Origin of the sequence: Nocardioides sp. YIM 152588, from assembly GCF_040191335.1 — a bacterium.
Classification (GTDB): Bacteria; Actinomycetota; Actinomycetes; order Propionibacteriales; family Nocardioidaceae; genus Nocardioides.
Genome location: NZ_JBEGDJ010000001.1, coordinates 155,615 through 175,163, shown reverse-complemented (window position 1 = coordinate 175,163; position 19,549 = coordinate 155,615). Strand labels below are relative to the sequence as shown.

Annotated in this window: 21 protein-coding genes; all 21 read right to left on the bottom strand. The window is 72.1% G+C overall.

Annotation, left to right across the window (positions count from 1 at the left end; all coding sequences use genetic code 11):
- Nucleotides 1–10: 10 nt before the first annotated feature.
- Nucleotides 11–685, bottom strand: coding sequence for an FMN reductase (locus tag ABLM29_RS00915; RefSeq protein WP_349711533.1), 675 nt, complete (start codon nt 683–685; stop codon nt 11–13).
- Nucleotides 682–1,827, bottom strand: coding sequence for an LLM class flavin-dependent oxidoreductase (locus tag ABLM29_RS00910; RefSeq protein ID WP_349711531.1), 1,146 nt, complete (start codon nt 1,825–1,827; stop codon nt 682–684). Before ABLM29_RS00910 ends, ABLM29_RS00915 begins: the two co-directional genes overlap by 4 nt.
- A gap of 196 nt (nt 1,828–2,023) precedes the next feature.
- Nucleotides 2,024–2,245 (bottom strand): hypothetical protein, encoded by a 222-nt coding sequence (locus ABLM29_RS00905; RefSeq protein WP_349711530.1) that lies wholly within the window; start codon nt 2,243–2,245, stop codon nt 2,024–2,026.
- Nucleotides 2,245–3,531 carry an ammonium transporter gene (locus ABLM29_RS00900; protein WP_349711527.1) on the bottom strand — a complete coding sequence of 429 codons (1,287 nt, stop codon included), beginning with the start codon at nt 3,529–3,531 and terminating at the stop codon, nt 2,245–2,247. Before ABLM29_RS00900 ends, ABLM29_RS00905 begins: the two co-directional genes overlap by 1 nt.
- Nucleotides 3,532–3,784: 253 nt before the next feature.
- Nucleotides 3,785–4,444 carry a helix-turn-helix domain-containing protein gene (locus ABLM29_RS00895; RefSeq protein WP_349711526.1) on the bottom strand — a complete coding sequence of 220 codons (660 nt, stop codon included), beginning with the start codon at nt 4,442–4,444 and terminating at the stop codon, nt 3,785–3,787.
- Between the two features lie 10 nt (nt 4,445–4,454).
- The gene (locus ABLM29_RS00890) at nt 4,455–5,714 is read right to left on the bottom strand and encodes an allantoate amidohydrolase (protein ID WP_349711525.1); all 1,260 of its coding nucleotides are present in this window, start codon (nt 5,712–5,714) and stop codon (nt 4,455–4,457) included.
- Entirely contained in the window at nt 5,711–6,889 is a 1,179-nt protein-coding gene (locus tag ABLM29_RS00885) for an NAD(P)/FAD-dependent oxidoreductase (protein ID WP_349711523.1), read from the bottom strand. The genes ABLM29_RS00890 and ABLM29_RS00885 overlap by 4 nt, the downstream gene beginning before the upstream one ends.
- A gap of 10 nt (nt 6,890–6,899) precedes the next feature.
- Nucleotides 6,900–7,451 (bottom strand): HutD/Ves family protein, encoded by a 552-nt coding sequence (locus ABLM29_RS00880; protein ID WP_349711521.1) that lies wholly within the window; start codon nt 7,449–7,451, stop codon nt 6,900–6,902.
- Nucleotides 7,452–7,457: 6 nt separating this feature from the next.
- Nucleotides 7,458–8,792 carry an FMN-binding glutamate synthase family protein gene (locus ABLM29_RS00875; RefSeq protein ID WP_349711519.1) on the bottom strand — a complete coding sequence of 445 codons (1,335 nt, stop codon included), beginning with the start codon at nt 8,790–8,792 and terminating at the stop codon, nt 7,458–7,460.
- Entirely contained in the window at nt 8,792–9,469 is a 678-nt protein-coding gene (locus tag ABLM29_RS00870; protein ID WP_349711518.1) for a hypothetical protein, read from the bottom strand. Before ABLM29_RS00870 ends, ABLM29_RS00875 begins: the two co-directional genes overlap by 1 nt.
- Nucleotides 9,466–10,383, bottom strand: coding sequence for a class II glutamine amidotransferase domain-containing protein (locus ABLM29_RS00865; protein ID WP_349711516.1), 918 nt, complete (start codon nt 10,381–10,383; stop codon nt 9,466–9,468). Before ABLM29_RS00865 ends, ABLM29_RS00870 begins: the two co-directional genes overlap by 4 nt.
- 40 nt (nt 10,384–10,423) lie before the next feature.
- A complete protein-coding gene (glnT, locus tag ABLM29_RS00860; protein WP_349711514.1) occupies nt 10,424–11,722 on the bottom strand; it encodes a type III glutamate--ammonia ligase in 1,299 nt (432 codons plus the stop codon).
- Nucleotides 11,723–11,834: 112 nt separating this feature from the next.
- Nucleotides 11,835–12,896: a heme-dependent oxidative N-demethylase family protein gene (locus tag ABLM29_RS00855; protein WP_349711513.1), complete on the bottom strand. Its 1,062-nt coding sequence runs from the start codon at nt 12,894–12,896 to the stop codon at nt 11,835–11,837.
- Nucleotides 12,893–13,924 carry a PDR/VanB family oxidoreductase gene (locus ABLM29_RS00850; protein WP_349711512.1) on the bottom strand — a complete coding sequence of 344 codons (1,032 nt, stop codon included), beginning with the start codon at nt 13,922–13,924 and terminating at the stop codon, nt 12,893–12,895. Before ABLM29_RS00850 ends, ABLM29_RS00855 begins: the two co-directional genes overlap by 4 nt.
- Entirely contained in the window at nt 13,921–14,412 is a 492-nt protein-coding gene (locus tag ABLM29_RS00845) for a dimethylamine monooxygenase subunit DmmA family protein (protein ID WP_349711511.1), read from the bottom strand. The genes ABLM29_RS00850 and ABLM29_RS00845 overlap by 4 nt, the downstream gene beginning before the upstream one ends.
- Nucleotides 14,409–15,434, bottom strand: coding sequence for a heme-dependent oxidative N-demethylase family protein (locus ABLM29_RS00840; RefSeq protein ID WP_349711510.1), 1,026 nt, complete (start codon nt 15,432–15,434; stop codon nt 14,409–14,411). Before ABLM29_RS00840 ends, ABLM29_RS00845 begins: the two co-directional genes overlap by 4 nt.
- Complete coding sequence (locus tag ABLM29_RS00835; protein ID WP_349711509.1) at nt 15,434–16,375, bottom strand: PDR/VanB family oxidoreductase; 942 nt, start codon at nt 16,373–16,375, stop codon at nt 15,434–15,436. Before ABLM29_RS00835 ends, ABLM29_RS00840 begins: the two co-directional genes overlap by 1 nt.
- Nucleotides 16,372–16,896 (bottom strand): dimethylamine monooxygenase subunit DmmA family protein, encoded by a 525-nt coding sequence (locus tag ABLM29_RS00830; RefSeq protein WP_349711508.1) that lies wholly within the window; start codon nt 16,894–16,896, stop codon nt 16,372–16,374. The genes ABLM29_RS00835 and ABLM29_RS00830 overlap by 4 nt, the downstream gene beginning before the upstream one ends.
- Nucleotides 16,896–17,279: a cupin domain-containing protein gene (locus tag ABLM29_RS00825; protein WP_349711506.1), complete on the bottom strand. Its 384-nt coding sequence runs from the start codon at nt 17,277–17,279 to the stop codon at nt 16,896–16,898. The genes ABLM29_RS00830 and ABLM29_RS00825 overlap by 1 nt, the downstream gene beginning before the upstream one ends.
- 123 nt (nt 17,280–17,402) lie before the next feature.
- Nucleotides 17,403–18,143: an ethanolamine ammonia-lyase subunit EutC gene (gene eutC, locus ABLM29_RS00820; protein WP_349711504.1), complete on the bottom strand. Its 741-nt coding sequence runs from the start codon at nt 18,141–18,143 to the stop codon at nt 17,403–17,405.
- Nucleotides 18,140–19,540, bottom strand: coding sequence for an ethanolamine ammonia-lyase subunit EutB (locus ABLM29_RS00815; RefSeq protein WP_349711502.1), 1,401 nt, complete (start codon nt 19,538–19,540; stop codon nt 18,140–18,142). Before ABLM29_RS00815 ends, eutC begins: the two co-directional genes overlap by 4 nt.
- Nucleotides 19,541–19,549 lie beyond the last annotated feature (9 nt).

Genomic DNA, 19,549 nt, shown 5'->3' with positions numbered 1-19,549 from the left:
AGGTCGGCGGTCAGGCGTCGGGCGTGCTGGCGCGGCGGAGCAGCTCCTCGAACGGAGTGGGTGCGCCGAGCTCGTCCTCGACCAGGCGCCGAACCGGTACACCGGCCGCCACGGCTCCGGCTGCCGTCACGGTCGGGCAGCCGACGGCCTGGGCGAGCTCGGCGGTGGCGCGCTCGATGCGCTTGTCGAGCGCGGTCTCCGCTCCCGCGCCAGCAGACCCGAAGTCCTCGCTCGCGGCGAACACCCCGGTCGGTACGACGACGGCGTGGAGGTAGGCGAAGAGCGGCCGCAGCGCGTGGTCGAGGACCAGCGAGTGGCGGGCGGTGCCCGCGGTGGCGGCGATCAGGACGGGCTTGCCGTCGAGGGCGCCGTTCTCCAGGACGTCGAAGAACGTCTTGAACAGCCCCGAGTACGACGCCGCGAAGACGGGCGTCACCACGACCAGCCCGTCGGCGTGACGGACCTGGTCGATCGCGTCCGCCAGCGGCCCCGCCGCGAAGCCGGTGAGCAGGTGGTCGGCCAGCGGGTGGGCCAGCGGCCGCAGCTCGACGTACTCGACGTCGACCTCGGTGCCGCGGGCGTGCAGCGCGTCGGCGACGGCGTCGCCGAGCCGGTCGGCGAGCAGCCGGGTCGAGGACGGGACGGAGAGCCCCGCGGTGACGACGACGATCCTCCTGCTGGTCATAGCGCGTCGACCTCCTCGCGGTCGCTCGTGCCGGTGGCGGTGTCCTCGGCGTGCACGCTGGTGTCCTTCGCTCCGCCGGCCGCGGCGACCAGCGAGGCGTGGGTGGGCGCCTCCGGGATGTGGGCGGGACGTCCCTCGGCGAACCCCTTGCGCATCTCGGGCAGGATCTCGCCGAGCAGGTCGAGCTGCTCCAGGACCGTCTTCAGCGGCAGGCCCGCGTGGTCGATCAGGAAGAGCTGGCGCTGGTAGTGGCCGACGTAGTCGCGGAAGGAGAGCGTGCGCTCGAGCACCTGCTGCGGCGAGCCGACGGTCAGCGGCGTCTGGGAGGTGAAGTCCTCCATCGAGGGGCCTTGGCCGTAGACGGGCGCGTTGTCGAAGTACGGGCGGAACTCGTTCCAGGCGTCCTGGCTGTTCCTCCGCATGAAGAACTGGCCGCCCAGGCCGACGATGGCGGTGTCGGCGGGGCCGTGGCCGTAGTGCTCGAACCGCTGGCGGTAGAGGCCGACCATCTGCCGGGTGTGCGAGGCGGGCCAGAAGATGTGGTTGTGGAAGAACCCGTCGCCGTAGTACGCGGCCTGCTCGGCGATCTCGGGGCTGCGGATCGAGCCGTGCCAGACGAACGGCGCGACGCCGTCCAGCGGCCGCGGGGTCGAGGTGTAGCCCTGGAGCGGGGTGCGGAACCGGCCCTGCCAGTCGACGACGTCCTCGCTCCACAGCCGGCGCAGCAGCGCGTAGTTCTCGACCGCGAGGTTGATCCCCTCGCGGATGTCCTTGCCGAACCACGGATACACGGGGCCGGTGTTCCCGCGACCCATCATCAGGTCGACCCGGCCGTCGGTCAGGTGCTGGATCTTGGCGTAGTCCTCGGCGATCAGCACCGGGTCGGTGGTGGTGATCAGGGTCGTCGCCGTGGAGAGGATGATCCGCTCGGTCTGGGCGCCGATGTAGGCCAGCGTGGCGGTCGGGTTGGAGGCGATGAAGGGCGGGTTGTGGTGCTCGCCGGTGGCGAAGACGTCCAGGCCCACCTCCTCGGCCTTCTTGGCGATCGCGACGGTCGCCTTGATGCGCTCGTGCTCGGTCGGGGTGCGCCCGGTCGTGGGGTCGGTGGTGACGTCCCCGACGGTGAAGATGCCGATCTGCATGGTCCGCTCCTTGGTCGTGCGGTCATCCGGGCCGCTGCGGGTAGTTGACGTGGCAACTACCTGCTGAACCGCAGGCTCGTGCCGGCTATTCCCGACTCCCCCATGGTGCCCCACCCGGCACGTACGACGACGGCCCGCCCACCTCTCGGTGAGCGGGCCGCCGTACGCGTCGGCTAGTGCCTCAACGGCAGGTGCCTCAGAAGACCGGGGGCTCGCCCTCGGCCGCAGGGCCGGACTCGACCGGCTCGTGGTTGATCATCTGCGCGTACGCGTGGTTCTCGTGCTGGATCATCCGCACCAGGAAGCCGATGAACAGCAGCACGGCGACGATGGTGAAGATCACGGGCCACGCGGTGCCAGCGCCGGTGAAGACGGCGAACAGGCCGTCGACCTCGTCCCAGCTGTCGATCGGGCTCATCAGTTGTACTCCTCAGTGACGGTGACGCGGGTGACGGTGACCGGGATGCCCTCGGGGTACGGGGTGGCCGGGACCTCGGAGAGGTCCAGACCCGCGACCTCGACCTCGGCCGGGATCCGCAGCATGCCGAACTGCTTCAGCAGCAGCGAGATCAGGTAGCCCGGGATAAAGCCGAGGGCCGCCATCACGAGCATGCCGCCGATCTGGCCCAGCGGGTTGATCGCCGGCAGGTCGCCGACGTTCGGGTAGCCCCAGAGCACGAAGCCGGAGACGACCAGGCCGTAGACCGCGCAGCCGCCGTGGACGGTGACGGCGCCGACGACGTCGTCGATCTCGAACTTCTCGATGAGCTTGCCCATGTAGGGGATCAGCGCGCCACCGACGAGGGCGATGATGAACGCCAGCGCCGGGTGGTACAGGTCCATGCCCGGTGCCACCGAGATGACGCCGGCCAGGCCGCCGGAGATGGTCCAGAAGGGCTCACCCTTCGAGGACATGTACGCACCGAGGATGCCGCCCGCGAGGCCCATCAGCGTGCTGAACGCGACCGCCGAGAGGTTGGTCGGGTTGCCGAAGATCGAGAACATGCCCTCGTTGTCGAAGATCACGCAGCCCATCAGGAAGCCGAAGAAGCCGATGAAGATCAGGAACAGGCCGAGCATGGTCAGCGGCAGGTTGTGCGGCGGGATGGTGACGGCCTTGCCGTTGACGAAGCGGCCGATCCGCGGGCCGAGGTTGATCAGCACGCCGAGGGTGAAGGCGCCGGCGACGAGGTGCACGCAGCCCGCGGCGCCGAAGTCGTGCCAACCCCACTCGGTGAGCAGCCAGCCGGCACCGTGCCAGCCCCACGCGGCACCGATGATCCAGACGACCGACCCGAGCACGGCGGTCAGGATCAGGAAGGAGCTGGTGCGGATCCGCTCCAGCACGGCACCGGACATGATCGAGCCGGTGGTGGCGGCGAAGAGCGCGAAGGCACCCCAGAAGATGCCGGTGTAGTCCTGGTTGGCCGGGCCCATCGAGTCGCTCCACGGGAGCGCGGCCTTCGCGGTCTCGAGGTCGAGGCCACCGAAGGGGAACTCGTAGAACGCGTTGTAGAACCACCAGCCGAAGAAGAAGAAGGTGGCGATGACGACCGAGAACGTCAGCAGGTTCTTCATCGCCGAGGCGAGCACGTTCTTCGAACGCGACGCACCGACCTCGTAGGCGAGGAAGCCGGCGTGGATCGAGATCATCAGGGCGATCGAGATCCAGTAGAAGAGGTCATTGATGACGAGATAGTGCAAATCGGGATCCACGTGGACCTCCACATCTGGGACAGCAAGACAAGCCCGGGCAACACTGGCCGGCGATGCGAGAACGCTATTGACGCAGTGGCGCCCGATGGTCAACGCGTTGTTACGGATCCATGAACACTGCCAATGAACGGCGTCTACTCCCGGTAGCACAACAACGCCGGTCACCGTGGGGGTTTTCAGGCCCCGGGTGACCGGCGTTCGGTGCGGCAGCGGTCGGCTCGGCAGCGCTGCCGCAGGTGGCTCAGATCCCGTCGGGGAACGCGACCACCGAGAGGAAGCGGATCGGCAGCTCGATCAGCCGCACCGGGCCGTGCGCGCCCTCACCGTCCAGGGTGAGCGAGTCGCCGGGCGACATCCGGTAGACCGAGCGGCCGTGGCCGTAGTCCATGACGCCCTCGACCATGTGCAGGAACTCGGTGCCCGGGTGCTGGAACATCGGGTACACCTCGCTGTCCTCGGTCAGCGTCACCATCAGGCACTCCAGGCGCTTGTGCTCGCCGCGCAGCGCGCCGAGCAGCTCGTAGGAGTGGCCCTGCTTCGTCCCGTTGCGCGTGATCGTCGGGCCCGACCCCGACTTGGTGAACGACGCCTCGCGCTCCGCGTCCGCGCCGCGGATCAGCGCCGTGACCGGTACGTCGAGCCCCTGGGCGAGCCGCGAGAGCGTGTTGAGGCTGCAGGAGGTCTGGGCGTTCTCGATCTTGGAGAGCATCGCCTTGGAGATGCCGATCCGGTCGGCCAACTCCGTCACCGACAGGTCGTAGCGCAGGCGCAGCGCGCGCACGTTCTGCGCGATCGCCTCCTCGAGCTCCAGGTCGTCCCCGGTGTCACCGCGCACGCGGTCGCGAGCGATGCCGGCGACGTTGCGGATCAGGTCGTCGCGCTCGCTGGGGGCCTCTGCCATGCACATGAGCCTAGAGCCCCCTCGTCCGTCGGGTGAGCAGATGTTCCAGCGCGGCGGCCAGCGCCTCCGCGCCCGCCTCCGCGTCGGCGTCCTCGGCATGCTCCTCCGGCGCGTGCGAGACGCCGGACGGATTCCGGACGAAGAGCATCGCGGTCGGGACGTGCTCCTTGAGCACGCCGGCGTCGTGCCCGGCTCCGGTGGCCAGCACCGGCGCCTCCGGCAGTACGCCGCGCAGCTCGTCGCGCAGCGCCGCGTCGAAGTCGACGGTGGCGCTGAAGGACTCCTCCGTCAGCGCGGCGGTGCACCCCTGCTCCGCGGCTGCCGCGTCGGCGGCGTGCCGCACCTGCTCGACCAGGCCGAGCGTCGTCGCGTCGTCGGGGTGTCGGACGTCGAGCCAGAGGTCGACGCGGGAGGCGATCACGTTGGTGCCGCCGGGGACCGGCACCAGCCGGCCGACGGTGGCGCGCGCGTCCGGCACGGCGCGGGCGAGGCGCTGCACGGCGAGGACCAGCTGTGCCGCGGCGACCATCGGGTCACGGCGGTCGGCCATCAGGGTCGTGCCCGCGTGGTTGCCGACGCCGGCGATGCTGACCCGCCAGCGACCGTGGCCGAGGATCGACGAGCCGATCGCGACCGGCTGGTCGAGGTCGACCAGGCCCCGCCCCTGCTCGACGTGCAGCTCGACGAAGGCGCCGATCCGCCCGAGCGCGTCCCGGTCGACACCGACGTGCCGCGGGTCCGCGCCGCTAGCGCGCAGCGCGTCGGCGTAGGTGGTGCCGTCGGCGTCGCGCAGCCCCAGCGCCCGCTCCGGCGTGATCGCGCCGGCCATCAGGCGGGAGCCGAGGCAGGCGACGCCGAAGCGTGAGCCCTCCTCCTCCGGGAAGACCGCGATGGCGCGCGCCGGTGCGTCAGCGCCGCCGACGCCGCGCGCGGCGAGCCGGTCGAAGGCGACGAGCGCGGACGCGACGCCGAGCGGGCCGTCGTACGCGCCGCCTCCGGGGACCGAGTCCAGGTGGGACCCGGTGACCACCGCGCCGTCCCGGGATCCCGAGGGCGCGTGCCAGGCCCACAGCACGCCGTTGCGGTCGGTCTCCACGTCGAGCCCCCGCTTGCCGGCGTGGGCCAGGAACCACTCGCGCAAGTCGAGCTCCGCCGTGGAGAGCACCGGCCGGGAGTAGCCCCCGCGGACCGGGTCGAGGCCGATGTCGCCGATCTCGGCCAGCAGGCCCGCGACGGTGTCCCCGGAGCCGACGCCCGAGCCCGGGGTCACCGCATCTCCCCCGCGCCCACGTACGGGTGCTGGCTGCTCAGCGGCCGCCCCTCGGCGAACCGCTCCAGCCGGAAGTCGGCGGCGGGGATGTCGGAGTCGGTGCTGTCGCCCTCGAGCAGCAGGTCGGCGACCAGGTCGCCCACGGCCGGGCTGATCTTGAACCCGTGACCCGCGAAGCCCGCGGCGAGCACCAGGCCGGCGGGGCCGACGGGCGCGATCACCGGGTTCCAGTCCGGCGGCACGTCGTAGACGCCGGCGTAGGAGTGCGTGATCGAGGGGTCCGGGAAGCCGGGGAACCGGTGCATGACCTTCTCGGCGTACTTCTCGATGCTCGCCTCGCTGGCGATGTTGGAGTAGTGGTCGGGGTCGACGAACTTGTTCTCGGGCTCCTCGTGGTCGCTGTTGCCGACGAGGAACTGGCCGGTGCCCTCGATCCGGCAGTACTGCAGGCTGACGAGGTCCGAGACGACCGGCAGGTCGACCAGCGGCACGCCGGCGTCGACGATCAGCAGCTCGGAGCGGTAGCCCTCGACGGGGAAGTCGACGCCGATGTCGGCGAGCAGCTTCGCGGACCACCAGCCGGCGGCGACGATCACCGTGTCGGCCTCGAGCACCTCGCCGGAGGCCAGCTCGACGCCGGTGACCTTGTCCCCCTCGGTGAGCAGCCGCGAGACGGGCGTGTTCTGCCGGACCCGAGCGCCCTTGTCCCGGGCGAGCTGCCCGAAGTAGAGCGCGAGCTGGGTGGCGTCCGCGTAGCCGCCGCGTGCCTCGTAGCCGACCGCGGCCACGTCGTCGACGTTCATCATCGGCCACATCTGCGCGAACCGGTCGACGTCGAGCATCTCCGCCTCGATGCCGAGGGCCTGCTGCGCGGCGATGTTGGCCCGCAGCGCGGCCTCGTTCTCCTCCCCGACGATGACGCTGTAGCCGACCTGGCGGAACCCGACGGCGTCGCCGAGCTTCTCGAACAGCGGCACCCCGCGCCAGGCCATCGCCGCGATCGAGGGCACCCCGTAGTGGGCGCGGACGATGCCGCTGGACTTGCCGGTGCCACCGCTGGCCAGGCTGCTGCGCTCGAGGACGAGCACGTCCTCGATGCCGCGCTCGGTGAGGGCGCGGGCGATCGAGAGCCCGATCAGGCCGCCGCCGACGACGATGACTCGGTTGCTGGACATGGGACTTCTCCTAGTGGATGCGCAGGTGGATCTCGGCGACGGTGGCGTCGTGGAGGTCGAGGGTGAGGGGTGCTTCGCCGGCGACCACGGCGGTCGGGGCGGGAAGCGGATCGGTGGCGCCGGGGAGGGACGCCCCACCCGCCACCAGTACGACGGCACGGACCGCGGACGGCCAGGTGACCGCGCCGTCGTGGCGGGTCACCCGCACCTCGCCGCGGCCGTGGTCGCGCCACACCATCAGGTTCAGCGCCCGGGTCGGTGCGGGCAGGTCGTCGAGCGAGACGGCCGCCTCGCCGGGGAACGCGATCGGCTCCAGCGCCCGCGCCGCGACCGGCCGGCCGTCGACCGCCAGCGTGTACGCGCCGCCGAGCGGCACATGCACGCGGTCGACCCCGGGCAGGTCGGAGAACGGGCCGGGCGTGGTGAGGTCGGCGATGCTGAGCCGCCACCCGGGCGCGGTCCAGACCTGACGGGTGGTGCCGGCGCCGTTGTGCCACGGGCGCGGCGGGAGCGTGGTGGCGTCGACCACCACCGGCCCTCCCGCCGCGTCCGCTGCGTCCATCAGGGCTCAGAAGCCGCCCTGGCCGGGGATCCAGCTGGTGCCGGCGAGCGGCACGCGGGCCATCGCGGCGGCCTCGATCGTGACCGCGACCAGGTCCTCGGGCTCGAGGTGCGTCAGGTGTGCCTTGCCGCAGGCGCGTGCGATGGTCTGCGCCTCCATGGTCAGCACGCGCAGGTAGTTCGCGAGCCGGCGACCGCCCTCGACCGGGTCGAACCGGGCGGCCAGCTCGGGGTCCTGCGTGGTGATGCCGGCCGGGTCCCTGCCGTCCTGGAAGTCGTCGTAGAAGCCGGCGGCGGAGCCGATCTTCTCGTACTCGGCGGCGTACTTCGGGTCGTTGTCGCCGAGCGCGATCAGCGCCGCGGTGCCGATCGCCACGGCGTCGGCACCCAGCGCCATCGCCTTCGCCACGTCGGCGCCGGTGCGGATGCCGCCGGAGACGATCAGCTGGACCCCGCCTTCCGCCTGGCGGTGGACGCCGAGCTCCTGCAGCGCCTGCACGGCCTGCGGGACGGCGGCCAGCGTCGGGATCCCGACGTGCTCGATGAAGACGTCCTGGGTGGCGGCGGTGCCGCCCTGCATCCCGTCCACGACGACCACGTCGGCGCCGGAGTGCACCGCGAGCTTGGTGTCGTAGTAGGTCCGCGTGGCGCCGACCTTGACGTAGATCGGCTTCTCCCAGTCGGTGATCTCGCGCAGCTCGGCGATCTTGATGGCGAGGTCGTCCGGGCCCGTCCAGTCCGGGTGCCGGGAGGCGCTGCGCTGGTCGATGCCCTGCGGCAGCGTCCGCATCCCGGCGACCCGCTCCGAGATCTTCTGGCCCAGCAGCATGCCGCCGCCGCCGGGCTTGGCGCCCTGGCCCAGCACGACCTCGATGGCGTCGGCCTTGCGCAGGTCGTCGGGGTTCATGCCGTAGCGGGAGGGCAGGTACTGGTAGACGAGGTGCTTGGACTGGCCACGCTCCTCCGGCGTCATGCCGCCGTCACCGGTGGTGGTGGAGGTGCCGACCTCGGACGCGCCGCGGCCCAGGGCCTCCTTGGCGCGTCCGGAGAGGGCACCGAAGGACATGCCGGCGATGGTCACCGGGGTGTCGAGGTGCAGCGGGTACTTCGCGTTCCGGCCGCCCAGCACCACGTCGGTGCCGCACTTCTCGCGGTAGCCCTCCAGCGGGTAGCGCGACATCGAGGCGCCGAGGAAGAGCAGGTCGTCGAAGTGGGGCAGCGCGCGCTTGGCGCCCCAGCCGCGGATGTCGTAGATGCCGGTCTCGGCGGCGCGCTGGATGGCGGCGATGGCGCCGCGGTCGAAGGTGGCGCTCTCGCGGAGGCCCCAGGTGTCGGTGCTCATCAGTAGGCCCCCGTGTTGTCGACGTGGAAGTGGTAGAGGGACCGGGCGGAGCCGTAGCGGGTGTACGACGCCGGGTCGTCCTCGGTGAACCCGGCGGCCTTGAGCAGGCCGGTGAGCTCCTCGAGGTGCTCGGGACCCATCTCCTTGGCCACGCAGTCGGCGCCCAGCGAGGCGACGGTGCCGCGGACGTAGATCCGGGTCTCGTAGATCGAGTCGCCGAGACCGTCGCCGGCGTCGCCGCGGACGACCAGGCGACCGGCCTGGGCCATGAAGGCGCTGCTGTGGCCGACGTTGCCGCCCACCACGATGTCCACGCCCTTCATCGAGATGCCGCACCGGGCGGCCGCGTCGCCCTCGACGACCAGCAGGCCGCCGTGGGCGGTGGCGCCGGCGCTCTGCGAGGCGTTGCCCTTGACCACCACGGTGCCGCTCATCATGTTCTCGGCCACGCCGGTGCCGGCGTTGCCGTCGATGACGATCTCGGCCTGCTGGTTCATGCCGGCCGCGTAGTAGCCGACGTGACCCTCGACGGTGACCTTGACCGGGGCGTTGAGCCCGACGGCCACGTTGTGCGCGCCGAACGGGTTCACGATCGTGATGTCACCCTCGAGCTCGGGGGCGTGCAGGGCGGTGTTGACCTCGCGCAGGGGCGTCGCGGTCAGGTCATAGGTGGTCATGCGGATGCTCCCTCGGTGCTGCGGGTCCAGGCGTAGATGACCTCCGGCTCGGGCTCCCAGATCCGGGCGGACTCCACGCCGGGCAGGTGGGCGAGCGCCCGGAACTCGCTGGCCATCGCCACCCAGTCGTCGGTCTCGGCGATCACCGCGGGCTTGCACGCGATGGCGTCGCGGACCACGGCGAAGGAGTCGCGGTTGGAGACCAGCAGCGTGTAGAAGCCGTCGAAGGTCGCGCACAGCTCCTTCAGCGCGACCTCGACGTCCTTGCCCTGCGCGAGTTGGTGGGCCACGAACCGCGCGCCCACCTCGGTGTCGTTCTCGCTGTCGAACTCCACGCCGGCCGCGCGCAGCTCGCGCCGGATGGTGGCGTGGTTGGAGAAGGAGCCGTTGTGCACGAGGCACTGGTCGACGCCGACGGCGTACGGGTGGGCGCCCGAGGGCGTCACCGCGGACTCGGTCGCCATCCGGGTGTGCCCGACGCCCTGCCAGCCCTGGGCGCCGGCGAGGCCCCAGGAGTCCGAGAGGGTGCGCGGGTGGCCGACGCCCTTGAGCACGGCGAGGTCGGCCCCGAAGCCGGCGACGAGTGCGTCGGGCACCGCCGCACGGGCGGCCGCGAGGAGCGCCTCGCTCTCCGCCGCGGCGGTGAGCAGGTACGTCGCGTCCAGCACCTTCACGGCGACCGGGGAGCCCAGCTCCTCGGTCACGGCCGCGGCGACCTCCTCGGCGGTCGCGGTGACGTCCAGCAGCGAGACCGCACCGTGCCCGGGCGGGGTCCAGGTCGGGTCCCCGTAGACGGCGACGCCGGCGGAGTCCGCGCCGCGGTCCTGCATCTCGCACAGCATGCCCGAGAGCAGCTCGCCGAGGCGAGGGTGGAGATCGGGGTTGCGCAGGTGCAAACCGACGATGCCGCACATAGCTGTGGTCCTTTCTCTCTGTCGATTCAGACGGCCGTGATCAGAAGGCCGTGAGGTAGCGGTCGAGCTCCCAGGCGCTGACCTGGGCGTGGTAGTCGATGAACTCGCGCCGCTTGATGTCGGCGAAGTAGTCGGCGACGCCCTCACCCGCGGCGTCGAGGACGCCGCTCACCACGTCGTCGGCGCGCATCAGGTCGATGGCCTCGATGAGGGTGTTGGGCAGCTCCCTCTCGGGGCCGCTGCCGACCGGACCGGGGTGCGCGCCGCGCTTGATGCCGTCGAGGCCCGCGCCGAGCGCGCCGGCGACCGCGAGGTAGGGGTTCGCCGAGGCGTCGCCTCCGCGCATCTCGATCCGCTGGTTGTCGGGCACCCGGATGTAGTGCGTGCGGTCGTTGCCGCCGTACGTCGGGCGGCGCGGCGCCCAGGACGCGCCGGACGTCGTGGAGACGGCGCCGGTGCGCTTGTAGGAGTTCACCGTCGGGGCGATGAGGCCCTGCAGGGCCTGGGCGTGGTCGAGGATCCCGGCCACGAAGCTGTAGGCGGTCTCGGAGAGGCCCAGCGCGTCGGACTCCTCGCCCGGGAACACCGGGTCGCCGGCGGCCGTGAGCGAGAGGTGGAGGTGCAGGCCGCTGCCGGTCCGGTCGCCGAACGGCTTGGGCATGAAGGTGGCGATCATCCCGCGCTCCGCGGCCATGACCGACAGCAGGTAGCGCAGCGTGACGACGCGGTCGGCCGTCGTGAGCGCGTCGGCGTAGTTGAAGTTCTGCTCGAACTGACCGTTGCCGTCCTCGTGGTCGTTCGCGTAGTTGCCCCAGCCGAGCTGGTTCATCGCCGACGAGATCGAGGTGAGGTGGTCGTACATCCGGTAGACGCCGCGGGCGTCGTAGCACGGCTGGTCGGCGGTGTCGTCGGGGTCCGCGGTGACGATCGAGCCGTCGGCGTTCTTGCGGACCAGGAAGTACTCGACCTCGGCGCCGACCCAGGGCTTGAAGCCCAGCTCCGCCGCCTCGGCGATCACCTTCTTGAGGATGTTGCGCGGCGCGAACGGCCACGGCTTGCCCTCGACGTGCGGGTCGCAGTGGACCAGCGCCAGGCCCTCCTTGACGAACGGGATCGGCGTGAACGACTCCACGTCCGGGATCGCCATCACGTCCGGGTCCTTCGGCTCCTGGCCCAGCGCGCCGACGGCGTATCCTGCGAAGCCGACGCCGTCGGTCGCGAGCTCGTCGACGGCCTCGACAGGGACCAGCTTGGCGCAGGGCTTGCCCCGCAGGTCGACGAACAGGGCGAGGATGAACTTGGTGTCCGACTGCTCAGCGAGCTCGCGCAGTGTCTCCACGTCCGGTCTCCGTTTCTTGTCTTGAATCACCGTACACCCCTAGTAGACAGGGAGGGTGTTACGAACCCGTTACGCGGTGATGAGGTTTGTGGTTCGGGCGCTGCGGGCCGCGTCAGGCGCGCAGGTACGGCACCACGTGGTGCCGGTAGTCGAGGAAGCCCTTGTAGGCGGCCAGGTCCTCGGGGAGCTCCTCGATCACTCCTGCCAGCTGCGCGGCCCACGCCGGGATCTCCTTGATCTCGTCCAGCGACGCCATGTACGTCCGGATGTTGAAGGTGACCGTGCCGGTCATCGGCAGCCGGATGAAGTGCTCCACCTCCAGGCGCAGCTGCAGGGCGCCCCAGTCCTCGTCCCGGATCACCTCCGCGATGTCGGTTCCCCACTCGGGGAGCTCCTCGAGGCTGACGTCCAGCTTGCGCGACCCCGACGCCGACAGCGTCCAGTTCACCCGGCGGAACACCTGGTCGGCGGGGACCCGCCGCAGGAACTGCTCGGCCCGCGCCGTGATCCCGGTGTCGTTGAACCCGGGGACGTTGTGGTGGATCTCGTACATGTCCATGCCGACGTCGAACGAGACCGACCACGCGGCCGCGAACGTCACCGCGCCGGCGTCGAAGTAGAGACGGCCGTCCCGCTCGGTGACCAGCAGCAGGTCGTCGGGGACCTCGCGGGCCAGGAAGTCGAACGGGCCGCGGGGCAGCGAATCCCACTCGCCGAGGACGAAGGCCTGGTCGGTGCCGAGCAGGTCGTTGCGCCAGTGGAACCGGCGCGGGTCGCCGTCGACGCCCTCGGTGAGGTGCATCAGCTCCGGGTAGGAGGCGTCGAGGTCGCGCAGGTAGTAGAGCAGCAGGTCCCACGCCGCGAGCTCCATCCCCGGGCGCATCTTCACCCGGTGCGGGTCCTCGTCGAGGATCCTGCGCCGGTCGGCCATGATCGCCGGGTACTCCGCGCCGCCGAGGTCGCAGATCACGCGGCCCCACTCCCCCGCCGCCGTACGCCGCGGGGTCATCGCGGGGTCGACGTTCACGGTGTAGCGGAACGCGTCGAGGTCGTCCGGGAACGGCCACGGCAGCCCGGTGGTGTGGTCCACCGGCTGGGCCAGGTACGCCTCCGCGGCGGGCGTGAGCGGCGTCAGGGAGTTGCTCTCGGGGCTCTCGGGCACGTGCAGGGTCACAGGTCCACCTCGATCGTCGATCCGTCCGTTCCTCGCGAGACGCAGCACAGGATGCTGTCCCCGCTCTCCTTCTCCTCGTCGCTGAGCACCAGGTCGCGGTGCTCGACCAGGTCCGCGCCCGGCGCGCCGCGCAGGCCGATGCGACACTCGCCGCACACGCCCTGGCGGCACAGGCTGGGCACCGGGTAGCCGGCCTCGGTCAGCCGCGCCAGCAGCGAGACGCCCGGCGCGACCTCGAGCCGCTCGCCCGTCGAGGCGACCACCGCCGTGAACGGGCTGCCCGGGTCGAGCTCGGGTGCGGTGAACCGCTCCAGGTGCACGCGGGCGTCCGGCCAGCCGGCGTCCGCGGCGAGCGACAGGTAGCTGTCCAGCAGGGGCATCGGGCCGCACGCGTAGGCGTGGGTGCCCAGCGGCTGGTCGGCGAAGCGCTCCCTCAGCAGCGCGATGGTGCCCTCGACCGTCGTCGCCTCGAAGAGCCGGATGCCGGGCACCTCGGCCAGCTCCGCCAGCTCCGCCAGGTGCGCGGCGTGGCCGGGCCGGTAGGAGTAGACGATGTCGGCGGTGCCGCCGCGCGCCGCGACCGCGCGCGCGTGCGAGAGCACGGGGGTCACGCCGATGCCGCCGGCGACCAGCAGGGCGTGACGCTGGTCGAGGATCGGCGCGAACATCGAGCGCGGCCCCTCGACCTCCAGCAGGTCGCCCGGACGCAGGTGGTCGTGCAGCCAGTCCGAGCCGCCGCCGTCGCCGCGGCGCATCACCGAGATGCCGTACGACGTCGGCGCCATGCCGTCACCGACCAGCGAGTAGGCGTTGCGCTTCTCCCCCGCTGTCACCACCAGGTGGCTCCCGGGCTGGTACGACGCCAGCGGGGCGCCGTCGGCGGCGGCGAGCCGGAAGTGCGTGATCGTCTCGGTCAGCGGCACCACGTCGGTCACCAGCAGCGACCGGGCCTGGGTGCGGTAGGCGGCGTGGCGGTGCAGGTTGAGCTGGACCGGCCCGTCGGGGCCGGTCGGGAGCGTGGCGGTCACTCGGTCACCTCTCGGGCCTGGGAGTCGGATGCGAGGTAGCAGCCCATCGCGGTGGCGAGGAGGTCGTGCACCTCCAGCACGCGTGCGCAGCCGGGGCACTCGACGAGGCCGCCGGGCTCGCCGACGACCCGGCGGATCGCGCGGCAGTGGGCGCAGTAGACGGGCAGGTCGTCGGCGTGCGTGGCGCAGACCTCGATCTCGACCGGCAGCGCGCCGTGCTCGCGCAGCAGCGCGACCGCCCGGTGGGCGTCGTACCGACCGCCGACGACGATGATCCGGACGCCGACCCGGGCGGCGCCGGCCACCTCCTCCAGCGTGGCGAGGTCGGCGTCGGCGTCGATGTCGTCGAGCACGGCCAGCGTCGTCGGCGCGACGCCCTCGGCCAGCGCCGTCCGCTCGCGGGCCACCCGAGCCGTCTCGTCGTCCGCCCCGATCGCGATCACCAGGAACGAGCGGGCCGAGGTGTCGATCGTCGGAGTGGCGCTCATGCGGACTCCCCCGCGGCGAGCAACCAGGCCGCGGCGCGGTCCCGGTACTTGATGATCCCCTTGTAGTCGGCCATGTCCTCGGGCAGCTCCGCGATCACCGTCGCGGCGCGCACCCGCCACGGCTCGACCGTGGCGAGCTGCTCCAGCGGCAGCATGTAGGTACGGATGAGGAAGCAGATGGCACCGGACTCCGGCAGCCGGATCAGGTGCTGCACCTCGACGCGGAGGTGCACCAGCCGGCCGAAGGTCTCGTCGTCGACGTGCTGGATCATCTCCCGGTCCGGGCCCCACTCCGGGTAGAGCTCGGTGGAGACGTCGAGGCGGCGGCCGATGGTGAGCGTCCAGTTGGTGCGCCGGTAGGGCTCGTGCGGCTGGAGCCGCTTGAGGAACTCGTGGGCGCGCGTGATCACCCCGAGCTCGCGCAGCCGCGGCACCGGGCCGTGGATCTCCAGGAAGCTCATGCCCACGTCGAAGCCGAAGCTCCAGTCCGCCGCGAAGGTGACCACCCCCGCGTCGCCCCAGAGGGCGTCGTTGCGCTGGTCCAGCAGCACGATGTCCTCCTGGACCTGGCTGGCGATGTAGGCCAGCGGCTCGTCCGGGAGGGTCGCGTCGTCGCCGTACCGGAAGTCCTGGACGACGCCGAGCAGCCGGTTCTCCCAGCGCCAGGCGTGCGCGTCCCCGGTGCCGCCCGGGTCGCGGGTGAGCGTCATCTGGTCCGGGTTGGTCAGGGCCATCTCCCGCATCAGCGTGAGCAGCGTGTCCCAGGCCGCGCCGCGCATGTGCGGCAGCACGGCGTGGCGCCCGGGGTCCCGGGCCAGGATCTCGCGCCGCTCGTCCAGCTCGCGGACGTACTCGACGTCGATGTCCACCACGGCGGTGCCCCACTGGCCGGCGGGCGTGACCACGGCACCGCCTGCGGGCTCGACGTTGGTCGAGTAGCGGTAGCGGTCCTCGGGGAACGGGAAGGGGAACCCGGTCACCAGCGGGTCGTCGGTGCTGGTGGCGGTGCTGGTCGGGGGCATCAGAGCGGAACCTCCAGGGTCGGTCCGTCGGCGCGGGAGACGCAGGGCATGATCGCGTCGCACGCCTGCTTCTCCTCGTCGGTCAGGTACAGGTCGCGGTGCAGCGGGGTGCCCGCGGAGACAGGGATGCGGCACTCGCCGCAGACGCCCTGCCGGCACAGGTTCGGGACGTCGAGGCCGACGCCCTCGAGCGCCTCGAGCAGGCTGGTGCCCGAGGGCACCTCGACGTCGGTGCCCGTCTCGGTGAGGGTGACCCGGAACGGCTCGCCGGGGTCGAGCGCATCCAGCCCGAACCGCTCGGAGTGGACGCGGGAGGCGGGCCAGCCGGCCTCGGTGGCCGCCTCGAGGACGTCGTCGATCATCGCGCCGGGGCCGCAGACGTAGACGTGGGTGCCGAGCGGCTGCTCGGCCAGGACGGTCCGGAGCCGTTCGGTGAAGCCGACGCGGTCCCCGAAGAACTCCGCCGCGTCGCCGGCCAGCTCCTTGACGTCGTCGACGTGGGCACCGTGGCCCTCGCGGAAGACGTAGAGCACCTGGACGTCGCGGCCCCAGTGGCGCGCGGCGCGCAGGTGGGAGACGACCGGCGTCACCCCGATGCCGCCGGCCACCAGCAGGTGGCGGGTCGCCGAGGCGATCGGTGCGAACGCGCTGCGCGGGCGCAGTGCGCTCACCCGGTCCCCGGCGGCGAGGCCGTGCACCCACGCGGAGCCGCCCGACCCGTCCTCGACCAGGAGGACCGAGATCGCGTACTCCGCCGGGGCGATGGACTCGCCCACGAGGCTGTACGCGTTCGAGCGACCCCCGCAGTCGACGACCAGGTGGCTGCCCGGGACGAACGACGGCAGCGGGGCGCCGTCGGGGGCGACCAGCCGGACGGTGCGGACCGCGTGGGCGGACTCCTCGACCGCGGCCACGACGAGCTCGATCTGGGTGCCGGTCACGACACTGCCTCCTCGGCGTCGATCTGGAAGCCGAGGAACGTCCCGGTGCGCCTCGACACGTGGTAGTAGACGAGCAGCCGACGGTCGCAGCCGGTGCAGCTCACGACGTCGTCGATGCCCTTCTCGGACGGGGTGGTCGCCCCGCAGTGGCAGCACTGCACCGCGACGGGACCGCCGGAGGTCGGCGCGAGGTGGAGCTCGTCGTCCTCCACCCCGGCGCGGACGGCCACGCCGCGCAGCGCGAGGCAGTCGCCGACCGGGCCGGCGACCCGGATCCGTACGCCGACGCGGGCCGACGCGAGGGCCGTCGCCAGGCGCACACCGGCGGCCGCCTGGTCCTCGGCGAGGACCACCGTGACCGGGGCGCCGTCGAGGGCGTCGGCCCAGGTGGTCACCTGGCGCTCGCCCTCGGCGCCGACTCCGACCAGCAGGTAGGAGGTCCCCGTGGCGTCGGGTGCGGCCGGGGCCGCCCCCTCGGGAACGGCCCACAGCGGCACGCTGGTGTGCTCCAGGCGCGGCATCAGAGCAGCGAGGCGTCGCGGTGGCCGGCGTAGAACGCGAGCGCGTACGACGGGGTCGAGAAGTAGATCTTGGAGCCCTTCGGGAAGAAGATCGCGTCCTTCGCGCGGGCGACCATGCTCTGGCCGGTCTCCTTGTTCTCGAGGAGGAACTCGCCCTCGAGGACGACCTTCATCTCGTCGTAGTCGTATTCGTAGAGCAGGGGCTCGTCGGTGTTCTTCAGCTCGAAGAAGCCGCTGCACATCACGCTGCCCGCGGGGTTCTCGTACACGTCGGCGATGAAGCCCTCGGTGCCGGCGTACTGCGGCTCGTCCATCTTGGGGAGGTTCTTCCAGGCGTCGGGGATCACCTGGAACGGAGCCTGGGTGGTGGTGCTGTCCATCATCGATCCGTTCTCTACGAGGAACTGCTGACAACCACCATGAAACACAGCGCGTGTTTCGGGCATGTTGAGCCAGCGCGAAATCCGCGCGACGGATCGGGCTTTTACTGACCCATGGATCAGGAACTAGGACAGCTCGTGGGCGCCGGCCTTGAGCCGCACACCGGTGCCGCCCAGCGCCCGGGCGCCGACGATCAGCGACGCGATCGTCCGCGCCGCGGTGTCGTAGTCCAGGCCGTGCGGCGGCCGGATGTTGGAGACGCAGTTGCGCGCGGAGTCCAGGACGCCGGGACGCGGGTCCCAGGTCAGGTAGGCACCCAGGCTGTCGCTGGCCGAGAGCCCCGGACGCTCCCCGATCAGCACCAGGCACAGCCGCGCGCGCAGGGCCAGGCCCACGTGATCGCCGAACGCCACCCGCGCCTGCGTCGCGACGACCGGCGCGGCCACGCCGGTCGGCGCGTCCAGCAGGGGCAGCAGCGCGCCGAGCAGCGGCGCCGCGTGCGCCTCCACGGCCGCGGACGACAGCCCGTCGGCGACCACGACGGCGAGGTCGGCCTCCGCCCCGGCCGCGGGAGCGAGCTCCGTCAGCGGCGCGGCCGGCACCCGGCCCAGGTCCGGCCTCGTCAGGTACGTCGCCCGGTCCGGCGCGGCGGAGCCGACCACCCGCGCCTCACCGAGCCCCAGGCCGCCCAGCGCCGCGGTGAGCGCGGGCAGGTCGACCGGCCGGTGCACCGCGTCGCGCGCCAGCGCGTGGGCCGCACCCGCCTCGAGCACCGCCCGGGTGGTCAGGGCGTTGCCCGCCCGACCCAGCCCGATCCGGGCCGGCGTGGCGACCCGCAGGTCCGCCCAGAAGTCGCCGGCGCTCATGCCAGCGCCCGCAGGGGGCTCGTCGCGGGGTCGACCGGGCGGACCCCGCCTCCGGCGTCCAGCATGCCGAGGTCGGCCAGCCACTCCTCGAACTCCGGCGCCGCCCGCTTCCCGAGCACCTTCCGCGCCGCCAGGGCGTCGTGGAAGGACGTCGACTGGTACCCGAGCATCACGTCGTCGGCCCCCGGCACCGCGATCACGAAGGTGCAGCCGGCCACGCCGAGCACGGTCAGCAGCGTGTCCATGTCGTCCTGGTCGGCCTCGGCGTGGTTGGTGTAGCAGACGTCGACGCCCATCGGCAGGCCGAGCAGCTTGCCGCAGAAGTGGTCCTCCAACCCGGCCCGGATGATCTGCTTGCCGTCGTAGAGGTACTCCGGGCCGATGAAGCCGACCACCGTGTTGACCAGCAGCGGGTCGAACGCCCGCGCGACGGCGTACGCGCGGGTCTCCAGGGTCTGCTGGTCGACCGGCCGACCGTCGGTGCCCAGGTGGGCGTCGGCGGAGAGCGCCGAGCCCTGGCCGGTCTCGAAGTACATGACGTTGTCGCCGACCGTTCCGCGCCCCAGCGCGGTCGCCGCCTCGTGCGCCTCCGCGAGCATCGGGAGCTCGACGCCGAATCCGGCGTTGGCGCCCTGGGTGCCCGCGATCGACTGGAAGACGAGGTCCACCGGATGTCCCTGCGCGACCAGGTCGATCGTCGTGGTCACGTGCGTGAGCACGCAGGACTGCGTCGGGATCCGGTACCGCTCGCGCACCTCGTCGATCAGGTGCAGCAGCCGGGCCACCGTGGCCGGGTCGTCGGAGGCGGGGTTGATGCCGATCACGGCGTCGCCGCAGCCGAGCAGCAGCCCGTCCAGGATGCCGGCCGCGATCCCGGCCGGGTCGTCGGTGGGGTGGTTCGGCTGGAGGCGCGTGGAGAGCCGGCCCGGCAGGCCGAGCGTCGACCGGAAGCCGACGGTCACCTCGGTCGCCGCGCCGACCGCGATCAGGTCCTGGTTGCGCATCAGCTTCGACACCGCCGCCACCATCTCCGGGGTCAGCCCCGGCGAGACCGCGGCCAGGGCGGCACCGGCGTCGTCCTCGGCGGCCGTGGTCAGCAGCCACTCGCGCAGGCCGCCGACCGTCAGGTGGCTCACCGGCGCGAACGCCTCGGCGTCGTGGCTGTCCAGGATCAGCCGGGTGACGTCGTCGGTCTCCGGGGGCACGACGTGCTCGTTCAGGAACGTGGTCAGCGGCAGGTCGGCCAGGACCCAGCGCGCCGCCGCGCGCTCGGCGTCGCTGGTCGCGGCGCAGCCGGCCAGGACGTCGCCCGAGCGCGCGGGCGTGGCCTTGGCCAGGACGTCGACCAGGCCGTCGAAGGCGTACGTCCGTCCGTGCAGGGAGTGCTGGTACCTCACGCTCGCGGA

What these genes read in the sequence shown, in the direction of transcription:
- ABLM29_RS00915 (WP_349711533.1), bottom strand. Translation starts at nt 685, where the DNA reads ATGACCAGCAGGAGGATCGTCGTCGTCACCGCGGGGCTCTCCGTCCCG.
- ABLM29_RS00910 (WP_349711531.1), bottom strand. Translation starts at nt 1,827, where the DNA reads ATGCAGATCGGCATCTTCACCGTCGGGGACGTCACCACCGACCCCACG.
- ABLM29_RS00905 (WP_349711530.1), bottom strand. Translation starts at nt 2,245, where the DNA reads ATGAGCCCGATCGACAGCTGGGACGAGGTCGACGGCCTGTTCGCCGTC.
- ABLM29_RS00895 (WP_349711526.1), bottom strand. Translation starts at nt 4,444, where the DNA reads ATGGCAGAGGCCCCCAGCGAGCGCGACGACCTGATCCGCAACGTCGCC.
- ABLM29_RS00885 (WP_349711523.1), bottom strand. Translation starts at nt 6,889, where the DNA reads ATGTCCAGCAACCGAGTCATCGTCGTCGGCGGCGGCCTGATCGGGCTC.
- ABLM29_RS00880 (WP_349711521.1), bottom strand. Translation starts at nt 7,451, where the DNA reads ATGGACGCAGCGGACGCGGCGGGAGGGCCGGTGGTGGTCGACGCCACC.
- ABLM29_RS00875 (WP_349711519.1), bottom strand. Translation starts at nt 8,792, where the DNA reads ATGAGCACCGACACCTGGGGCCTCCGCGAGAGCGCCACCTTCGACCGC.
- ABLM29_RS00870 (WP_349711518.1), bottom strand. Translation starts at nt 9,469, where the DNA reads ATGACCACCTATGACCTGACCGCGACGCCCCTGCGCGAGGTCAACACC.
- ABLM29_RS00865 (WP_349711516.1), bottom strand. Translation starts at nt 10,383, where the DNA reads ATGTGCGGCATCGTCGGTTTGCACCTGCGCAACCCCGATCTCCACCCT.
- ABLM29_RS00845 (WP_349711511.1), bottom strand. Translation starts at nt 14,412, where the DNA reads ATGAGCGCCACTCCGACGATCGACACCTCGGCCCGCTCGTTCCTGGTG.
- ABLM29_RS00840 (WP_349711510.1), bottom strand. Translation starts at nt 15,434, where the DNA reads ATGCCCCCGACCAGCACCGCCACCAGCACCGACGACCCGCTGGTGACC.
- ABLM29_RS00830 (WP_349711508.1), bottom strand. Translation starts at nt 16,896, where the DNA reads ATGCCGCGCCTGGAGCACACCAGCGTGCCGCTGTGGGCCGTTCCCGAG.
- ABLM29_RS00825 (WP_349711506.1), bottom strand. Translation starts at nt 17,279, where the DNA reads ATGATGGACAGCACCACCACCCAGGCTCCGTTCCAGGTGATCCCCGAC.
- eutC (WP_349711504.1), bottom strand. Translation starts at nt 18,143, where the DNA reads ATGAGCGCCGGCGACTTCTGGGCGGACCTGCGGGTCGCCACGCCGGCC.